Below are 16,416 nucleotides of genomic sequence, written 5' to 3'. Positions count from 1 at the left end.
CAGCCGCTCCGCCCTCTCCTCCGCGCGCTCCCGGGCAGCGCGCTCCAGCTCGAGCTCGGCGAGCAGGTCCGCCACCTGGGGGTGTATGCACGGCGCCGGCGAGTACTCGGCGCCCAGCTCCGGCGTGCGGCGCACCTGGGGGCCCGTCCGCTGCGGCGGGATGACCAGCTCGGTTTCAGTCGGTGGGTTCGCGCAGGGGGCCATGGCTAGGGCACCTCGGTGGTGGAGTCGGAAGGGAGAAGGGGCGCCCGCTCCAGCACGCAGGGCGGGTGCAGGCAGCACGGGGGCGGGACGGGCTGGTTGCGGCACCCGGCCCGCCAGGGCACGTCGTGGCGGCATGTGGGCCACGGGCCCGGGTAGGCGGCGCGCGCGGCAGCACCTGCGGCCGTGGCCGCATGAGGCGCCAGGTGCCCGGACTCAGTGAGGCTGGTGCCCAGCCGGACGGCGCCGCACTGCTTGCAGGTGGTGGCGCGGAGGCAACTCACCGCCCACCTCCTGCGGCGACGGCGAAGAGCGCGCGCTGGACGCGGCCCCAGCGCTCCACGGAGGCGTCCGCGTAGCGAGCGTTCAGCTCGACGCCCAGGTAGCGCCGCCCGTGCTCCATCGCGACAAGCCCCGTCGTCCCCGCGCCGCTGAACGGGTCCAGGACGGTGTCCCCGGGCGCGCTGCCGGCGAGGATGCACCGCCGCGCCAGGTCGGGCGGCATCGTGGCGAAGTGCTCCACGCCGCTGGGACGGGTGGCGATGGTCCAGACGCTGCGGGCGTTGCGCCCCTTCGGGTGGTAATAGCGGTCAGCCGTGTCGCTCGACCCGCGGGCTCGAATCTGGGCTTGTCCGCGGAAGGCAGAGGCACCCGCCTTCTTCTCGCGCCGGTCGACGTGCGGCTCTCGGATGGTGTCGGCCTCGTAGAAGTATCGCTCCGACTTCGCCAGGAGGAACACGTACTCGTGGGACTTCGTCGGCCGGTCGGTGACGCTCTCCGGCATTGGGTTGGGCTTGCAGTTGTGGGTGAGGACGCCAGACGCCAATGCGAACAGGTGGGGCTCGTCCTCCACTGCGATGTCCCAGAACTGCCGGGCTCGGCTGGCGCGAATCTCTACCACCTCGCCTCTGTCTGCCTCGTTGAAGTGGCCGCTCCGCTCCCAGCGCCACTCGCCACGGAACGCGGGGCGCTTGCCGCCCTGGTAGGACACCACGACTGGGCGAAGCGTCAGTGTTGCGCCCAGTCGCGCTGCCAGCGTGCGCAGGTCTCGCTCTAGAAGGTAGTTCCGGGAAAACCCGAGCCGCCACCGCCCATTCTGCACGTCGTGGTGGGCGTCCCCGTCAAGGTATCCGAAGGCAATCAACCGGAGTGAGGCATCATCCAGCATCCACGCGTTGTTGCGCAGGTGCTTGTCGTTCGCAGTTCGTCCGCCAATAAACCTGTCGAGCGTTGCCGCCACGACGCCGCCATAGATACGGACATTAAGACATCTGCCGGACGTGGTGTGTGTGACCGTGCCTCCGAGGTGCGCGACGGATGCGCGGATGCGCGGGAGCCATTCAGCCTCGTCGGCATTCAGCGAGAGCTGGATGGTGGCGCCTGAGCGGCTACCTTCCGCCAGATAGAGGCCGCAGAGCCAAAGCACGTCATCCGTTAGAAAACCCGGCCGTGATGCGCGGAGGGGTTCTGGCAGGCGGCACGTCTTGATGACGTCTCCAGGACGCAGGTCCCGTGCCGCTACATTGCCTCGCTGCGTCGGCCAGAGGTGTCCGCCAGTGCAGCCAATTCGCTCGCCAGAGCGCAGGACTAATTCGAATCGCTGCGACGTGTCATTACTTGGGCCCCACCCAAGCACGCGCGTCCATGCCTCTCCGTTCCAGAGGCTCACGGTGCTGGGGTCGAGACGCACAAGGTCCTTGACCATGACGGGCATGTCGCCCTTCTGGGTGCGCGCGTACACCCATGCTCCCCCAGATAGACACCACACGATGTCGCTGCGCAGGTACCAGCCGTCCTCCTGCAGAGCGAAAGCCACTCGCCAGGGGATGCCGACGAGGTCCTTGTTCTTGAGCCCTGGCGTCCGCGCGAGGCTGCCCGTTCCGCGCTCGCGGCGCTGGGCGGCCGCCACCTGGCGGGCAGCGCATGCCGTTCGCCCAGCGAGGGCGCCCGTCTTGCCCTGCCGCCCCTGCGCGCCCCATGAGCCGGCGTAGCTGTCTCCCAGGTTGAGCCAGAGGGTGCCGTCGTCGGTGAGCGCCCGGCGCACCTCGCGGAAGACGGCCACGAGGTTGGCCACGTACTCCGCGGGGGTGCGCTCGGCCCCGAGCTGGCCGGCGACGCCGTAGTCGCGGAGCCCCCAGTACGGCGGCGAGGTGACGCAGGTGCGCGCGGAGGACTCCGGCAGGGACGCCAGCACCTCGCGGCAGTCGCCCACGTACAGCGTCGCGTCGTTGTCTGTGAAGTGAGGGCAGCTCAAGGGTGCGCCTCCTGGTGGCAGGCATGGGGTCCGCAGTCGGGGCTGGGGCAGCGAAAGGCGCGGCACGAGGGGCACGGCGTCATCGCCCGGCGGCAGCTGCATAGGCGCAGCACCTTGTCCTTGAGCCCCGGCGCAGGCGGGCGCGCCAGCGCCTTCGCAGCGCGCGCGTTGAAGTCGTCCCAGTGGGCCTTCCGCTCGGCCTGGACGGTGCCGTACCCGGAGCGCACCGCGGCGCGCGCGTCCTCGGGCAACTCCCAGCACCGCCCCACCGGGCCCACCTCAACGGGCACCAACTCCGGCAGGCACACCACGCCGTCCAGCCACAGGCCCGCGGGGCCCCGGTACCATCGCGACTCTTGGGGTACGTCGGCGGCCACAGCCACCCCGACGACGCGGCCCACGGCGAGCACCACGCCGGTGTGCACGTCCTCGGGAGGCAGAGGCTTCACGCCGCCGACGGCGTCCATCCAGCCGGTGAGGCGCGCGTCATACTCGCCCGCGCACACGGCGACGTAGGCGCCCAGCGCTCCGGGCGGCACCGCGTCCACGTTGACGACGGGCGAGGCGCGCACCGCCACGCTGTAGGCGTAGGGCTGGGGCACGGTGACGGCGAGCAGGCGCGCTCGCGGCGTGGCGCAGGTGGTGCTCATGAGCGGTGGCTCCGAACGAAAGGTGCGAAGAACGCCGCGATGACGACGGTGCAGAACGCCGCGGAGGCGGCGGCCTGGAGCTGCTGCTCGCTCAGCCGGGGCAGCACGGCACCGGCGACGGTGGCGCCCATGGCGATGGCGCAGAGGGCGAAGGCGCGCGAGTTCACCATCGTCCCTCCGCGAGCCGCGCCACCTTCGCGCGCTCCTCCGCGAGCTTCGCCTCCCAGTGGCGGGCGAAGCCGCCGGCGCCACCCTGGAACAACACCGCCGCGTCCTCGGCCTGCTCGCGGACGGTGCGACGCGGCGAATAGTCGACGTAGCCGCATGCGGCGCACACCAGGTGCTCCTTCCCCTCCGGCGGGTAGAGGGCGTTCTGCTGGCAGTGTGGGCACTGGGGGAATTCAGGCGTCATGCCGCTCCCCCTCCGTCGGCCCGCGGAGTCCCGCGAAGACGGTGTCCGCCGTCACGTCCCGGGCCGCATCCTCCGTGGAGCGACGCTGGCGCATCAGCGACGCCAACCGCTGCGCAATGGCCTCGCGGCTCGTCTGCTTCGCGCGAATCTCCTCCTCCGTCAGGTGGCACTCGCAGGGCTCGGCCTTCGTGCCACCGCCGCACCGCTTCTTGTCCTTGTGGCGCTTGCCCTTCAGTTCCTCCTCGTCCAGCTCCCTCTCGGAGTGGTCGGAGAGCTCGTGGCCGCAGCGCCAGCAGCGCTCCGCAGCCACGGCGAGCACCAGCTCCACGGGCGTCGGCCTGACGACGTCGGTGCCACCGACATCCCCGCCGATGCGGACGTGCCAGTCGCCGTTCGGCTTCCGTCCCTTGAAGCGCCCCCCCTTCACAGCACGTACCAGCAGCTTCGTCTTGTCGTGCTCGGCCTTCAGCTGGTCAATCTGCTGCCAGATGGAGCTAGCCACGGGCCACCTCCCCCGCGGGGAACATGGCGCGGGCGACTGTCTCCAGGCGCCGCACGTCCTCGCCGGTGAGGCGACGGGCCCGGATGAAGCCGAGGAGGGGCGCGGCCACGTCGGCCGCTTCGTCGGCCGCGCCCAGCAGCGCCGCCATGGTGGTGTCGAGTGCCCGCGCCAATCGCTCCAGCGTCTCCACGTGAGGGACGCGGGCGCCGCGCTCAATCATCCTGATGTAGTTGGACGCGAGGCTCGCCCTCTCGGCGAGCGCCTCCTGCGTCAGCGCCAGCGACTTCCGCCGGGCCTGAATCGTCTTCCCCAACTTCGAGGTCACATCGCTCACGGCGTGGCTCCTTCCTGGACGGCGGTGTTGGCGACAGCGGACAGCAGCGGCGACAGCAGGTGCGTGCGCAGGTAGTCCTGGGCGGCGGCCCTGCCGGCCGCAGTGAGGCGCAGCCCACGGGCGATGCCGGGCGTTCGCGTCAGCAGGCCGTGCCCGGCCAGGCGCTGGAGGTAGTCGGCCGAGGAATTGGTGGAGGCCCAGCCAAAGCGGGCGCACAGTTCGTGGGTGCTGGGCGCGCGCTCGAAGGCCACCTGGTGCAGGTGGACGAAGGCGAGCACCTCGAGCTGGCGCGCGGTGGGCTCACCATGGGCGCCGTGCTCCGGCGGAGGACGACGAGGCGGACGGTTGGGCGCGGGGCACGTCATGCAGCACCTGCCTTTCGGGCGGGGCGGCGGTCCTCCCGGCTCCTGCAGCGCTCGCGATAGAGCGTCGTCAGGTGCTGGGTGAGCAGCCGCACGTCGTTGGGGGTGTTCTGAATGCCCTTCCACTCGCGGCGGCCGACGGGCGCCGGGAAGTCCCAGGCCCCCTTCGTCCACGCGCAGTCCGCCGCCACCAGGGCGAGTTCGCGGCGGAACAACTCTTCGGTGAGCGCCTCGCCTGCGCGGCGGAGCTTGTCCACCGCTGCGTCCATGAGCAGGCCCAGGGCCGTCACGCCCGCGCCGTGGAAGAGGCGCGACTCGCTGGGGTGCTTGCCCCACGCCTCCGGCCAGGTGGAGCGCACGGCCGCCCACCACGCGCCCACCAGCCGCACCATGGCGTCCACGTCCTGCGGCTCCCGGCTGTAGAGCGCGCCGTCGGAGAGGGAGTACTCCAGCGCCTTGAGAAGGCTGGTGTCCTTGAGCAGCGCCGTCCGCCCCTTCCACGCCGCAGGCGTGCGCCCGGTGCGCAGGGGGTTGGTGACGGTGACGACGAGGCCTCGCAGCGGGCTGGACTCGTCCTGGTTGAGGCGCTCCACCAGCACGGCCGGCAGGCGCTTCGCCTCCAGCGCCGCGGGCAGTGCGCCCCGCGTCGTGGGCAGGAGTTCGTGGATGAGCCCGGCTGGAAGCGGCTTCGTCCGGTTGACGAGGATGAACTGCTCGGCCTGCTCGCCGCGGCTGTCGGTGATGAACGCGGAGCACGCGAGCGGGAAGGACGCCACCTCCGCGTCGCGCACGGCCGCCAGGCGCTGCTGGCCGTCCACGATGAAGCCCGGCGCGTTCTCCCCCGCCTCCAGGGGGATTTCGAGGTGCCCGTGCTCGGCGCCTGGTGCCAGCTCCTTGAAGCGGACGCGCGAGTCGAAGGCCAGCACCACGGCGTTGGGCACCAGCGGCGACGCGCTCTCCATGTATTCGCGAATGGCCGCGATGTGGCCCATCGCCTCGGGCCGCTGGTAGCCGGTGAGCAGCCCGTCCTCGCGCCGCACACGGGAGACGGTCGCGAACTCCGGCACGCGCTTGCCGTCCACACTGAAGAGATAGAGGTGGCGCCCCGGGGACTGCGCCACGCGGAGCGCCGCGACACGCAGCACATGGGCCGGTGTCGCATCCCGGGCAGCCTCGCGGGCTCGGCGCACCTCGGACAGCATGCGCAGCCTCACGCCCTGGGTGGCGCCCTTGAGGGGCTCCACCAGCGTCCAGCCCTCAAGAGGAGAAGCAGCAAGGGCAGCGCGGAGCGGCGCCACATAGGCCGCCCCTGCGTAGACGTACAACTCCACGGAGCCAGCCGGGTAGATACGAGCCAGAGACTCCAGCACGCCCCGCCCCCAGGCAGCCCGCGCGTCACGGTCAAACCCGGCCAGCGTGACGTCGTAGGGCTCCACCTCGGCGTCCAGCGCCAGCAGCCCATGGAGCGCCGACACCACGTAGACGTGCTGGCTGGTGGCCTCCGCCTCCGCGAGGTGCGCGCGAAATAGCGCGCCAGTGTAGAGCTCCCGAGCGGGGGCAGCGTGGGTCAGCTTGGCCTTGCCACAGCCCACCAGGGCGATGCGCAGGGGCGTCATGACAGGACCTCCGTTGGGTCGAACTGGAGTTGAACGGCGAAGTCGTCGAGGTTGAGGGGCTGGCCGCGAGCGGCGGACTCGTCGGCCAGGTGCTGCAGGCGGGCGTAGGCGGCGGCGTCTGCGGCCTCGCTGGTGGGCGCGTCCGCCACCACCTCCGGCAGCCCGTCGGCGCGGATGGTGGTGCGCCAGCCAGTGGCGGTGCGCGTGCTGACGTAGACGAGAGTGCGGCGGCGGCAAGGCGTCATGACGCGCGCCTCCGCACGAAGGGCACGCCGTCGGGGTGCTTCGCCGCGATTCGCTCCAGCTTGGACACGAGCCGCTCCACCTCGTGCCCTGCGGTGGTACGCGACGCGTCCCACACGGACACGACAGGGTGGCCGTCAGCGTCCAGCGCGGTGACGCGGTACCCGGTGCCGCTGCGCACGGAGGTGCGCGAGACGGCGGGCGTGGGCCGAGCGTCGGGGTACGCGGGCTGGGGCAGGACGTTGAGGTGGAGGACGCTCACGCAGCACCGCCCTTCGCCACCCGCTGGTGCGCGTCGAAGTGGATGGCCAGCGCCTGCGCCGCCTTCTGGCGCGTCACGTACAGCGGCTTGCGGCGCTCCTGCCCCACCACCTGGAGCTGCCAGCGGACGACGGTGGAGAGGCGCGCCTTGTTCGGACCGACGACGGACTTCATCGCCTCCACCCGCGCCACCTGCCCGAGCAGCACGCCGTCACGGCGCACCTCGTAGACGTCGCCCGGGAGAGCTTTGAACTTGAGGGGGCTCATGCTGCACCTCGCACCCGCACCACGAGGGCCGTGCAGTTGTCCTCGCTGCCCTCCACCAGGGCGCGGCGCACCAGCCTCTCGGCCATTCGCGGCGCGCTCTCCATGGGCTGGCTGAGCACGTCGACAAGGGCGTCCTGGTTGAGCGTGTCGCAGACGCCGTCAGTGGCAAGCAGCCACACGTCGCCCGGCTTGGTGTCCAGCGCGCGGGTGTCCGGCTCAGGGGGGCACGCGGGGCTGACGGAGCCCAGTGCCCGGTTGAGGGTGTGACGGCCGATGCGGTGGTCCTGGGTGAGCTGCTCGAGGACGCCGGCCCGGTACCGGTACACCCGGCTGTCGCCGACGTGGGCCACCACCACCCGCGAGCCCGACACGAGCAGCATGGCCAGGGTGGTAGCTCCGAGCGTGTTGAAGACGGCCATGTCCGCCTGGGCCACGGTGCTGCGCGCCATCACCTCCGTGGCGGGCCCTTCGCCCTGGGCGACGGTGAGCACCTGGTCCACCGCGGCGCGGCTGGCCATGTCCCCGTTGCTGTGGCCCCCGACGCCGTCAGCCACCGCGAAGACGGACACGGCGCCCAGCTCGTGGCCGGCAGCGTCCTCCTGGTACGCGCGCAGGCCGCGCTCCGTGCAGGCGCCGACGTCGTAGGCCAGGGGCTGGGCCTGGAGTGCAGGGGCGCTCACCGGCCACCGCCCTTCCCCGCCTGGGTGTCCGGCGTGGTGGACGGCTGTCCGGAGGCGGCGACGTGCTTGCGGGCCACCTCGGCCAGGACGGCCGTGAATGCCTGAAGGAGCGCGAAGGCCCCCGTGCGGCTGGCGAAGATGTTTCCGCAGTTCACCTGCCAGCCGCCGTCGAGTTGCACGAAAACGACGCCGAAGCGGGCCGGGAGACGGCTGGACGGGGCATCCCCGGGGCGTCCCGTCCGTGTCCCATCAGTGTCCCGCCCGCGCTGAATCGGGGCGGCATCTGGCGATGCGCGGCGGTGCCCAGCACCATCCGCCTCACTCTGTGGCGACACTCTGCGGCGCCCAGCGATACTCCGCGATGCGCCCCTGTTTTGTACAACTTCTACAATCGCTGGATTGACGGCACGGGCGTTCGGGACATGCCCGCGGAGATGTATCAACGCAGCGCCCAGCGGATGGCCGTCTCGGGCTACGCGCCGCCGGCTGCGAAACCCGAGGAATAGCGCGGTCGCATGGCGGCTCAGCGCCGCTGCTTTCGCTGGGCCGCTTCGAGGACGGCATCCTTGAGGCGGGGCCGAACGTCTCGAAACGGAGCGCCAGCCCCCTGGCCAAACTCCGCCTCAGGGCTGGCACGTCACCTGACTGTCCTCGACGGTGCACTGAGTACAGGTGGCCGTCTCCGTCAGCACGCCCTGCCTGCACTCCAGCACAGCCAGGCCATCCGCGCGGCACAGCCCCGTGCCCTCGGCACTGGAGGCACAGGCGTCTCCCGCGACGTTGTTGGAGGTGTCACACCGCACGGCCTCGTCCGTCTCGCGGCAGCCCAGCGGGCCCCGACAGGGCACCTCACGCCAGGTCCCACCACGGCACTCCAGCGCCAGCACCCGCTCCTGGCAGACGAAACCGCCCCCGTCGCAGTCGCCTCCCGCGCTCGGGCCACAAGCAGCAAGGAGCAGAGAGCCAACCACCGGGACGGATGCGAGGAGTGAGCGGTTCATGGACACCGGGCAATATTTCGAGCGTCCCGCCGCCGGTCAACCACCCAGTGTCTCCTGGAAGAAACGGCGGAAGTTTCCTCCCATGATGCGCTCCACCCAGGACTCCGGATGTCGGCGCAACAACGCTTCCGTGAGCAGGGGCAACCCCGTGACATCCCTCATGCCGCGAGGCAGCGGCACCATGCCGTCGTAGTCCGAGCCCAGACCGACGCCCCCCTCCCCCATCACATCCACGGCGTGTTCGATGTGGCGAACCACGTCGTCCACCGTGTCGCCCCCCAGGTACACGGGCGCGAAGATGATGCCCACCACCCCGCCCCGGTCCGCGATGAACCGGAGGGATTCGTCGGAGAGGTTGCGCCAGCCGCCCCCCGCCGCGCGCACGCCGGTGTGGGAGCAGAAGAACCGCACGGACGGATGGGAGAAGAGGTCCTTCAGCGTGGACTCCGAGGCATGCGCCACGTCCACGCTCAGCCCCAACCGGGCCATCTCCTCCATCACCTCGCGCCCCAGCGCCGTCAGGCCCCGGTTGCCCATCATCGGGAAGGAGGAGCCCCCCAGGTCGTTGTTGGACAGGTGGGTGAGGCCCATGAAGCGGACGCCGCGCTGGTGGAGCTCCGCCAGGCGTTCCACCCGCCCTTCGATGGCGTGCCCCCCTTCCACCCCCAGCACCGCGGACAACCGCCCCTGGGCCAGGTTGTCCTCCAGCATGGCGCCCGTGGTGGTGATGCGGGCCGTATCACCAGAGCGCTGGCAGAACGACGCCATCTGCTCAATCTGCCAGAGCGCCCGGGTCCACTCGCTCGCCCGGGCCTCGCGAGGCCACCCGCGCCACGCGGCGAACACCGGGAAGCCGCCGATGAAGGGAAAGCCACGGGTGACGATGGTGAAGCACTGCAGCTTCACCCCCGCCTCCCGCAGGCGGGGGAAGTCCACGTGGCCCTCTTCCGCGCGGGCACACAGGTCACGGTTCCACATGAGGGAGTCCGCATGACCGTCCGCGATGCACCACCGCCGATGGAGCTCTTGCACGTCACCCATGCGCCCAAGTCTGCCCACCCGCGTGGCCAAAACAAGCACGCCCCGCGTTCGCTGTCGTGTGGCCCCCGTGGCGACCGCGCCCCACCTCCAGCCCTGCCTCAAGGCCCCGGTCTGGACGTCCCACGGTCGGGAGCATCCGGAGGCACGGAGTCTTCCAGACGGAGCACGTCCGCCATGTGCCGGCGGGAGCGGGCATCGCGACGCACCTGGGTGGCCTCGCGTGCGGCCTCGTTCGGGCCATAGGCGTACCCCTGCCCGGCCAGCACGGCGCGCAGCGCGTCCGCCAGCTCCTGGCCGGACTGGAAGCGCTCCGCCGGATCACGCCGCAGCAGCCGGCCCAGGATGACGCGCATGGCCGGTGACAGCCCCTGGGTCGCGCGCTCCACGTGCGCGGGTGAGAGGCATGCCATGCGCGCCGCCATCAGCGGGGCGGGCAACCAGCTGGGCACCTCCGCGAGCAGCACCTCCGCTTCGGGCACCGGCCCCGCCGCGAGCGCGGCGCGCTCCACGTCCTCCAGGTCCAGCAGGTGGAGCCCCGTGAGGACCTCCAGAAGCACCACCCCCAGCGAGAACAGGTCCGAGCGGCCATCCAGCGGTTGACGCGCCAGTGCCTCCGGGGACGCATAGGCCAGGTCCCCCCGGACGACATGGGCCTCCGTGACGATGCGCCCCGGCAACCGCGCCCACGCCATGGCGAAGTCCGACAACTTCACGTGTCCGCGCGAATCCAGACGCACGCTGCGCGGCGACACGTCCCGGTGGACGATGCCCAGCGGCCGCCCCCGGGCATCCTCCAGCGTGTGGGCATGGTGCAGCGCGTCCGCCACCTCCGCGCCCACATACGCGGCGAATGCTTCGGAGAACGGCCGGCGCCGCAGCGCCGCGAGGCTGATGAGCGTCTCCAGGCACTTGCCGTCCACGTACTCCATGACGAGGTGGGGCATGCCCTCATGCACCCGCACCAGGAACACTTGAACGATGGCGGGGTGGTGGAGCCGCATCAGCAGCTTGACCTCTTCGCGCAGCCGGGCACGTCCCTGGGCATCTCCGGCGTCCTGCAAGCGCTTGACGAGGACGAGGTCCCCGGGAACGCCTGCGTAGTGCCGGCGGGCCAGCAGCATCTCCCCGGAGCCCCGCGCCCCGAGGTAGCGCACCAGTTCATAGGACGTGGCGCCGGTGGTGAAGAGGATGAAGGGCTTCGAAGCGGGTGGCTCTGGGGGGTGAGTGGACATCTCGGGTGGTGCCTCCTGGGCAGGATGGCCTCCCCTGGGTTGGGAAGGCGTGAGAGAACCTCACGCATCACTCCTACCACCCACGTCCGACACACCCTTCCAACCTCCCAGCACGGATTCAGGGAAAAAAGGAAACGGCCCCCGCCGAAGCGGAGGCCGTCCCCGAGCGGCTCATGACGAACCGCCCACCGCGCATGAAAGCGATGCCGACTACTTCTTCTTCTGCACCGGCTGCGTCACGTTCAGCTCGCGAACCACCATGTCCTCGCCCTCCATCACATACGAGGCGCGGACCTGGGCACCCTCCTGGATGTCATCCAGCTTCAGCGGCTGGTTGTTGTGCAGGATGCGCGTCTGGTCGTTCGTCTTCAGCTCCAGCTGACGGTTGTTGCTGGTGTCCACCAGGGTCAGCTCATCGCTCCCCGTGGAGAGGACGCGGCCGTTGACGCTGCTCGCAGCAGCGGCGGCACCCGCGGCGCCCGAGCCGCCCAGGGCCGTGTCGTCATTCAGGTCCTGCTGGCGGTCAGCCTCGGCCTCGGCCAGGTCCTGGCGTTCCTCCTGGACGTCCTGCTGCGCGCTGGCGACGTCCTCGGAGGCCTCACGCTGGGTCCCGACGATGTCCTCCTGGGCCTCCGTCTGCGTGCTGGCGATGTCCTCGCGGGCATCCTGGCGGATCTCCGCCGTCTCCTGCTGAGCCTCCATCTGCGCCTCGGCGACGTCCTGGCGCTGCGACTCGACGTTGTCGCGCTTGCTACAGCCAGAAACGACCAGCGACATCCCCGCAACCGCAGTGACCGCCATCATGAGCTTGCGCATTTGTTCCTGCTCCTTTCACATGGGAACGGGAGAAGGTTTCCCCCTCTTTTCGCCTGCGGCCGAGAGAGCGTTTCCCCCGGCGTTGGCCAGAAAGTGGGCGCTCCCCCCGCCCTTGAACAGGGGTTGTCCGGAGCGAGGGGAAGACCTAGGGGCTCAAGCCAGATGACGAAGGGCACGGCCGTCTGCCTGCCCTGCCAGGGAACACGGCGCGAGAACGGGAATACCGAGGCCAGGCGTGCGCGCCCTAGGGCCCGCCGTCCTCGCCGCCTGCGTCCGCGCACAACGGCGTGCCTTCGCTCGCCCAGCGCGCGATGCGCTCACGCTCCTGCGCGGAAGGCATCGGAACGCCGCGCCCCGGTGGGGGCATGTCCTGGAACACGTACGCGCGCGCCAGGATTCTCGCGGCCATGGCCTGCGCGCCGGGAACGCCGCCGTCCTCGGGCGCGAAGTAGTCCAGGCGGAACGACGTGATGCCGCTGCCGCTGGTGTCGGCGCCGTGGCATGAGCTCACACAGCTGGTCGCGAGGATGGGCTGGATATCCCCGCACCACGTGGGCACGGGCCCTGCGTCGCCGCCGTCAGGCGCTCCGGGCAGTCCCAGCACCTCGCAGGTGCGGCCCGCTCCCTCGCGCGCGGCGACGCAGGTATAGGGCGGCGGGCAGTCACTGGCGGCTTCGCACGTCTTGCCGGTGAAGTCGGTGGTGTCGAGCGTACAGGCCAGGACCCCACAGACAGAAATGGATGCGCTCGCGAGGAGTCTCTTCATGGTGGCGTGACGAAAGCGGCGTTTCACGGCGGGCGTCAGTCCCGCCGTCCGTGTCGCAGTAGGACGCTCCGGCTTCGCTCCACCGCCCCAGCAGCGCGCGCGCCTCGGCGGTGGGCTTCGGGTTGTAGCAGGAGGGCGGCATCGTCGTCGTGTTCACCGCGCGCGCCAGGATGTGCAGCGCCTGCGACTTCGCGCCTGGAACGCCGCCGTCCTCCGCCACGTAGGAGTCCAGCCGGAACGAGGCATGGCCACTGTTGTACGACTCCGCGCCATGGCAGTTGGAGACACAGCTGGCGGCCATCCCGGGCTGCACGTCCTTGCACCGCGCGGGCACCACGCCTCCGTCATCGGGCGAGGCGCTGCCTGCGTCCGAGCCGCCGTCCAGCGACGCCGACGGCCGGGGCGGGAAGAGGACCTCGCACATGCGATGGCCGGCGGGCACCGTCACGCAGTGGCAGGAGGAGGGACAGCCGCTGTCATCGACGCACGCCAAGCCGGCGGCATCGTCTTCGGAGAACGCACACGGGCCAGCGGCCGCGACGGCCTCGCACGCAAGCAGTCGGGAGGCACGGAGGGAAGTCACGGGAAGGCGCCCGAATCAGAAGCGGTACGTGAGGGTGGCGGCCTCGGCGGCGGGTTCGGGGAGCAGCTCCACCAGCAGCCCGTACAGCACGGCGGCGCCCGCCGCGGCGTAGAGGACGTTCGCGGTGGCGGCGGCGGTCCGCGCCCGGTCCAGCGAGGCGCGGGCCTCGCGAGCGGACGTCAGGCGCTGGGAGCGGCGCGACTCACCCTGCGCGACGAAGCCCAGGCCCAGGCCCCCCAGTGCCAGGACCCCACCCGCGACGTAGGCGTAGCGGTGCCCATGGAGCACGGGGGCGGACTCCCGGCGCGGAACGTCCAGCGAGCCAGGCTCCGCCGCGGATGCCGGCAGGGCAACCATCCACAGCAGCACGAGCGCGATGAGCCGGCGGGAAGCCATGAGCACGTTTCCGAGTATACCGATGACGGCGGCGGACGCACCGGCTGGCGAGCGCGTTGACAGCGCGGAGTCGCCCCTGTAGTGCGTGCCCAGGTCCCCGTCGCAAGGAGCCGTGACGCCATGCAGGTCTGGGTCAACGGAGAGACGCGCGAGGTGCCCGAAGGCACCACCCTTTCGGCACTGTTGGAGTCGCTTCAGGTGGGCGGTCCCGGCGTCGCCGTCGAGGTGAACGCGGAGGTGGTGCGCCGCGCCCGCCACCCCGAGCACCACCTTCAGGCGGGGGACCGCGTGGAAATCGTCACCTTTGTCGGCGGCGGCTAGCCAGGAGTCGGCACATGAGCATCCAGGACAAGCCTTTCACCATCGCCGGAGTGACGTTCAACTCCCGGCTCATCCTCGGCACGGGGAAGTACCCCAGCCACGACATCATGAAGCGCTGCCATGAAGCCTCGGGCACGGAGATGGTGACCGTGGCGGTGCGCCGTCTCGACCTGAAGGCCACGGGCGAGGCGTCCCTGATGAACTGGATTGACCGCAACCGCCTGCGCCTGCTGCCCAATACCGCGCTCTGCTACACGGCGGATGACGCGGTCCGCACCTGCCGGCTCGCCGAGGAGCTGGGCATGAGCAAGTGGGTGAAGCTCGAGGTGCTCGGCGACGAGAAGACGCTCTACCCGGACGTCGAGGAGACGGTGAAGGCGGCCCGCATCCTGGTGAAGGAAGGCTTCACCGTGCTGCCCTACACCAGCGACGACCCCATCACCGCCCGCAAGCTGGAGGACGCGGGCTGCGCGGCCGTCATGCCCCTGGCCGCGCCCATCGGCAGCGGCCTGGGCATCCGCAACCCGCACAACATCCGCCTCATCCTGGAGACGGTGAAGGTCCCCGTCATCGTGGACGCGGGCGTGGGCACGGCGTCCGACGCGGCCATCGCCATGGAGCTGGGCGTGGAGGCCGTGCTGATGAACACCGCCATCGCCGGCGCCCAGGATCCGGTGCGCATGGCCGTGGCCATGAAGAAGGCCGTGGAGGCGGGCCGCGACGCGTACCTGGCTGGCCGCATCCCGCGTAAGGCCTACGGCTCCGCGTCCAGCCCCCTCGAAGGGCTCGTCCACCACTGACGGCCCGGTGCTCGCGGTGGCGTCTTCCGCCCTCCCCCGGCTCGTCGTCATCACCGACTGGCGCCTGCCGCCCGAGCGCCTGAAGTGGGCGCTCACGCGGGCCCTCGAAGCGGGCCCCGAAGTCGCCGTCCAGCACCGCCACCCGGAGGCCACCGGGCGCCGCTTCCTGGAAGAGGCCCGGGAGCTGGCCGCGCTGTGCCACGCACGCGGCAATCCGCTCTTCGTCAACGGGCGCGTGGACATCGCGCTGCTCGTGGGCGCGCACGTCCACCTGCCCGCCCACGGCCCTGCTCCAACGGATGTCCGTCCGCACCTCCCCGCTGGGCGCCTCATCAGCGCGGCGGTCCATGACGTGGCGGAGGCCCGTTGGGCCGAGGGCGCGGACCTGGCCCTGGTGAGCCCCGTCTTCCCCCCCGGCTCCAAGCCCCTCGACACGCGCCCCCCGCTGGGGCCGGAGGGCTTCCGCGCCCTGAGCGGAACCCTGCCATGCGCCGCGCTGGCCCTGGGTGGCATCACCCCGGAGCGCGCGGCGGCCCTCCCGGACGCGGCGGGCTTCGCCGTCATCTCCGGCGTGCTGGAAGCCGAGGACCCCGCGGCGGCGGCCCGGACGCTGCTGGCTGCTCGCTCGGGGCGGGCTATGCTGCGCCCCCTGTGAGCCCCAAGCCCGCCGTCGCCGAGCTGCGCCCCCTCGCCATGGGGGAGATGATTGACCGCGCCGCCACCTTCTGGCGCTCCCACCTGAAGTCCCTCTTCCTGCTGAGCTTCGGCTTCACGCTGGTGAACTACATCGCGACCAAGACGGCGCTGGTGGTGGGACAGCGGCTGGCCCCGCAGCTCTACATGGGGGACGCGGAGTCGCGTGCACTGCAGGACCCCACCGTCATGCTGCAACAGGCGTCCGTCACCCTCGTGCTGTGGTCGGCGCTGTTCCTCTTCCTGCTCTGGATGTACTGGCTGGCCACCCTGGCCACATCCCGCTATGTCCTGGCGGCCCAGCTGGGCGAGCCGGTCCGTCCGGCGGAGGCGCTGCAGCGGTGCTTCTCACGCGCAGGCACGCTGACGGGCGTCTACCTGCTGTCGCTCGGCTGGTCGACGCTGGTGACGGTGGTGCTCATGCTCCCGGGCCTCCTCCTGGCGGGAGTCGGCATCGTCGGCGGGGTGGCGGCGGGCTCCAACACCCTGGCGGCCGTGCTGGGCATTGGTGGCGCCCTGCTCGCGAGCCTGGGAATGGTTGCCGCGGTCCTCTGGTACATGCTGCGCTTCCTGCTGGTTCCCCCGGTGCTGGCCATGGAGGACCTGGGCGCGTGGGAGACCTTCCGGCGATCCGGTCAGCTCCTGTCGGGGCGCGTGGCACCTGGCTTCCTCGGCCGGGTGATGGTGCGCGCGATGATTCTCTTCACCGTGGTGAGCCTCATCCTCATCTCCGTCCAGCTCGTCTCCGGGCTGCCCTCGTGGCTGGCGATGATGCCCTACGGCAATCCCTTCGACCCGGGGACGATGGCGCGAACGCCACAGCTGCTGCTGGTGCCCGTGGAGCTCATCCAGACGGTGGCGCAGTCGCTCTTCACGCCCATCAACTTCGTCTTCTGCGCGCTCTTCTATCTGGACATGCGCGTGCGCCGCGAAGCGCTGGACCTGGAACACCAGCTCGATGTGGCGCCGCCCGCCGCGTAACGGC

24 protein-coding genes are annotated in these 16,416 nt (G+C 71.0%); 4 read left to right on the top strand and 20 right to left on the bottom strand.

What is annotated here, in order from left to right:
- Positions 1–481: 481 nt before the first annotated feature.
- The 20 genes from VZL07_RS31695 to VZL07_RS31600 all read right to left on the bottom strand — a co-directional run bounded on the left by VZL07_RS31695 (position 482) and on the right by VZL07_RS31600 (position 13,617).
- Positions 482–2,455 (bottom strand): DNA methyltransferase, encoded by a 1,974-nt coding sequence (locus tag VZL07_RS31695; RefSeq protein WP_426751683.1) that lies wholly within the window; start codon positions 2,453–2,455, stop codon positions 482–484.
- Complete coding sequence (locus VZL07_RS31690) at positions 2,452–3,105, bottom strand: hypothetical protein (protein WP_426751682.1); 654 nt, start codon at positions 3,103–3,105, stop codon at positions 2,452–2,454. Before VZL07_RS31690 ends, VZL07_RS31695 begins: the two co-directional genes overlap by 4 nt.
- Positions 3,102–3,275, bottom strand: a complete 174-nt coding sequence (locus tag VZL07_RS31685; protein ID WP_426751681.1) for a hypothetical protein — start codon at positions 3,273–3,275, stop codon at positions 3,102–3,104. Before VZL07_RS31685 ends, VZL07_RS31690 begins: the two co-directional genes overlap by 4 nt.
- A complete protein-coding gene (locus VZL07_RS31680; RefSeq protein WP_426751680.1) occupies positions 3,269–3,517 on the bottom strand; it encodes a hypothetical protein in 249 nt (82 codons plus the stop codon). Before VZL07_RS31680 ends, VZL07_RS31685 begins: the two co-directional genes overlap by 7 nt.
- A complete protein-coding gene (locus VZL07_RS31675) occupies positions 3,507–4,019 on the bottom strand; it encodes a hypothetical protein (protein ID WP_426751679.1) in 513 nt (170 codons plus the stop codon). Before VZL07_RS31675 ends, VZL07_RS31680 begins: the two co-directional genes overlap by 11 nt.
- Positions 4,012–4,353 carry a helix-turn-helix domain-containing protein gene (locus VZL07_RS31670; protein ID WP_426751678.1) on the bottom strand — a complete coding sequence of 114 codons (342 nt, stop codon included), beginning with the start codon at positions 4,351–4,353 and terminating at the stop codon, positions 4,012–4,014. The genes VZL07_RS31675 and VZL07_RS31670 overlap by 8 nt, the downstream gene beginning before the upstream one ends.
- On the bottom strand, positions 4,350–4,718 hold the full coding sequence (locus VZL07_RS31665) for a LexA family protein (RefSeq protein ID WP_426751677.1): 369 nt from the start codon (positions 4,716–4,718) through the stop codon (positions 4,350–4,352). The genes VZL07_RS31670 and VZL07_RS31665 overlap by 4 nt, the downstream gene beginning before the upstream one ends.
- Positions 4,715–6,331 (bottom strand): DGQHR domain-containing protein DpdB, encoded by a 1,617-nt coding sequence (gene dbpB / locus VZL07_RS31660; RefSeq protein ID WP_426751676.1) that lies wholly within the window; start codon positions 6,329–6,331, stop codon positions 4,715–4,717. The genes VZL07_RS31665 and dbpB overlap by 4 nt, the downstream gene beginning before the upstream one ends.
- A complete protein-coding gene (locus tag VZL07_RS31655; protein WP_426751675.1) occupies positions 6,328–6,576 on the bottom strand; it encodes a hypothetical protein in 249 nt (82 codons plus the stop codon). Before VZL07_RS31655 ends, dbpB begins: the two co-directional genes overlap by 4 nt.
- A complete protein-coding gene (locus tag VZL07_RS31650) occupies positions 6,573–6,836 on the bottom strand; it encodes a hypothetical protein (RefSeq protein ID WP_426751674.1) in 264 nt (87 codons plus the stop codon). Before VZL07_RS31650 ends, VZL07_RS31655 begins: the two co-directional genes overlap by 4 nt.
- A complete protein-coding gene (locus tag VZL07_RS31645) occupies positions 6,833–7,102 on the bottom strand; it encodes a hypothetical protein (RefSeq protein WP_426751673.1) in 270 nt (89 codons plus the stop codon). The genes VZL07_RS31650 and VZL07_RS31645 overlap by 4 nt, the downstream gene beginning before the upstream one ends.
- The gene (locus VZL07_RS31640; RefSeq protein ID WP_426751672.1) at positions 7,099–7,782 is read right to left on the bottom strand and encodes a PP2C family protein-serine/threonine phosphatase; all 684 of its coding nucleotides are present in this window, start codon (positions 7,780–7,782) and stop codon (positions 7,099–7,101) included. The genes VZL07_RS31645 and VZL07_RS31640 overlap by 4 nt, the downstream gene beginning before the upstream one ends.
- The gene (locus VZL07_RS31635) at positions 7,779–7,961 is read right to left on the bottom strand and encodes a hypothetical protein (RefSeq protein WP_426751671.1); all 183 of its coding nucleotides are present in this window, start codon (positions 7,959–7,961) and stop codon (positions 7,779–7,781) included. The genes VZL07_RS31640 and VZL07_RS31635 overlap by 4 nt, the downstream gene beginning before the upstream one ends.
- Positions 7,962–8,405: 444 nt before the next feature.
- Positions 8,406–8,783 carry a hypothetical protein gene (locus tag VZL07_RS31630; protein ID WP_426751670.1) on the bottom strand — a complete coding sequence of 126 codons (378 nt, stop codon included), beginning with the start codon at positions 8,781–8,783 and terminating at the stop codon, positions 8,406–8,408.
- Between the two features lie 36 nt (positions 8,784–8,819).
- The gene (locus VZL07_RS31625; RefSeq protein ID WP_426751669.1) at positions 8,820–9,824 is read right to left on the bottom strand and encodes a dipeptidase; all 1,005 of its coding nucleotides are present in this window, start codon (positions 9,822–9,824) and stop codon (positions 8,820–8,822) included.
- Between the two features lie 98 nt (positions 9,825–9,922).
- Positions 9,923–11,056 carry a serine/threonine-protein kinase gene (locus VZL07_RS31620; protein ID WP_426751668.1) on the bottom strand — a complete coding sequence of 378 codons (1,134 nt, stop codon included), beginning with the start codon at positions 11,054–11,056 and terminating at the stop codon, positions 9,923–9,925.
- Between the two features lie 210 nt (positions 11,057–11,266).
- Positions 11,267–11,872, bottom strand: a complete 606-nt coding sequence (locus VZL07_RS31615) for a hypothetical protein (RefSeq protein ID WP_426751667.1) — start codon at positions 11,870–11,872, stop codon at positions 11,267–11,269.
- A gap of 244 nt (positions 11,873–12,116) precedes the next feature.
- A complete protein-coding gene (locus VZL07_RS31610; RefSeq protein WP_426751666.1) occupies positions 12,117–12,383 on the bottom strand; it encodes a hypothetical protein in 267 nt (88 codons plus the stop codon).
- A gap of 151 nt (positions 12,384–12,534) precedes the next feature.
- Complete coding sequence (locus tag VZL07_RS31605; protein ID WP_426751665.1) at positions 12,535–13,131, bottom strand: hypothetical protein; 597 nt, start codon at positions 13,129–13,131, stop codon at positions 12,535–12,537.
- Between the two features lie 105 nt (positions 13,132–13,236).
- Complete coding sequence (locus VZL07_RS31600; RefSeq protein ID WP_426751664.1) at positions 13,237–13,617, bottom strand: hypothetical protein; 381 nt, start codon at positions 13,615–13,617, stop codon at positions 13,237–13,239.
- A 120-nt stretch (positions 13,618–13,737) separates the two neighbouring features.
- Here VZL07_RS31600 and thiS point away from each other — a divergent pair, with 120 nt between their 5' ends.
- Genes thiS through VZL07_RS31580 form a run of 4 tightly spaced genes read left to right on the top strand, consistent with a single transcriptional unit; the run spans position 13,738 to position 16,412 of the window.
- Entirely contained in the window at positions 13,738–13,938 is a 201-nt protein-coding gene (gene thiS, locus VZL07_RS31595) for a sulfur carrier protein ThiS (RefSeq protein WP_140791124.1), read from the top strand.
- A 14-nt stretch (positions 13,939–13,952) separates the two neighbouring features.
- A complete protein-coding gene (locus tag VZL07_RS31590) occupies positions 13,953–14,738 on the top strand; it encodes a thiazole synthase (protein ID WP_426751663.1) in 786 nt (261 codons plus the stop codon).
- 16 nt (positions 14,739–14,754) lie between these two features.
- Positions 14,755–15,393 (top strand): thiamine phosphate synthase, encoded by a 639-nt coding sequence (locus VZL07_RS31585; protein WP_426751662.1) that lies wholly within the window; start codon positions 14,755–14,757, stop codon positions 15,391–15,393.
- Positions 15,390–16,412 (top strand): hypothetical protein, encoded by a 1,023-nt coding sequence (locus tag VZL07_RS31580; RefSeq protein WP_426751661.1) that lies wholly within the window; start codon positions 15,390–15,392, stop codon positions 16,410–16,412. The genes VZL07_RS31585 and VZL07_RS31580 overlap by 4 nt, the downstream gene beginning before the upstream one ends.
- The last annotated feature ends 4 nt before the right edge of the window (positions 16,413–16,416 follow it).

This window comes from Pseudomyxococcus flavus (assembly GCF_050038885.1).
GTDB lineage: Bacteria > Myxococcota > Myxococcia > Myxococcales > Myxococcaceae > Myxococcus > Myxococcus flavus.
Note: the sequence above shows the minus strand (reverse complement) of the source record. Positions and strands in the feature narration are given on the sequence as shown.

What these genes read in the sequence shown, in the direction of transcription:
- VZL07_RS31620 (WP_426751668.1), bottom strand. Translation starts at nt 11,056, where the DNA reads ATGTCCACTCACCCCCCAGAGCCACCCGCTTCGAAGCCCTTCATCCTC.
- VZL07_RS31685 (WP_426751681.1), bottom strand. Translation starts at nt 3,275, where the DNA reads ATGGTGAACTCGCGCGCCTTCGCCCTCTGCGCCATCGCCATGGGCGCC.
- VZL07_RS31690 (WP_426751682.1), bottom strand. Translation starts at nt 3,105, where the DNA reads ATGAGCACCACCTGCGCCACGCCGCGAGCGCGCCTGCTCGCCGTCACC.
- VZL07_RS31665 (WP_426751677.1), bottom strand. Translation starts at nt 4,718, where the DNA reads ATGACGTGCCCCGCGCCCAACCGTCCGCCTCGTCGTCCTCCGCCGGAG.
- VZL07_RS31590 (WP_426751663.1), top strand. Translation starts at nt 13,953, where the DNA reads ATGAGCATCCAGGACAAGCCTTTCACCATCGCCGGAGTGACGTTCAAC.
- VZL07_RS31680 (WP_426751680.1), bottom strand. Translation starts at nt 3,517, where the DNA reads ATGACGCCTGAATTCCCCCAGTGCCCACACTGCCAGCAGAACGCCCTC.
- VZL07_RS31630 (WP_426751670.1), bottom strand. Translation starts at nt 8,783, where the DNA reads ATGAACCGCTCACTCCTCGCATCCGTCCCGGTGGTTGGCTCTCTGCTC.
- thiS (WP_140791124.1), top strand. Translation starts at nt 13,738, where the DNA reads ATGCAGGTCTGGGTCAACGGAGAGACGCGCGAGGTGCCCGAAGGCACC.
- VZL07_RS31625 (WP_426751669.1), bottom strand. Translation starts at nt 9,824, where the DNA reads ATGGGTGACGTGCAAGAGCTCCATCGGCGGTGGTGCATCGCGGACGGT.
- VZL07_RS31600 (WP_426751664.1), bottom strand. Translation starts at nt 13,617, where the DNA reads ATGGCTTCCCGCCGGCTCATCGCGCTCGTGCTGCTGTGGATGGTTGCC.
- dbpB (WP_426751676.1), bottom strand. Translation starts at nt 6,331, where the DNA reads ATGACGCCCCTGCGCATCGCCCTGGTGGGCTGTGGCAAGGCCAAGCTG.
- VZL07_RS31615 (WP_426751667.1), bottom strand. Translation starts at nt 11,872, where the DNA reads ATGCGCAAGCTCATGATGGCGGTCACTGCGGTTGCGGGGATGTCGCTG.
- VZL07_RS31645 (WP_426751673.1), bottom strand. Translation starts at nt 7,102, where the DNA reads ATGAGCCCCCTCAAGTTCAAAGCTCTCCCGGGCGACGTCTACGAGGTG.
- VZL07_RS31655 (WP_426751675.1), bottom strand. Translation starts at nt 6,576, where the DNA reads ATGACGCCTTGCCGCCGCCGCACTCTCGTCTACGTCAGCACGCGCACC.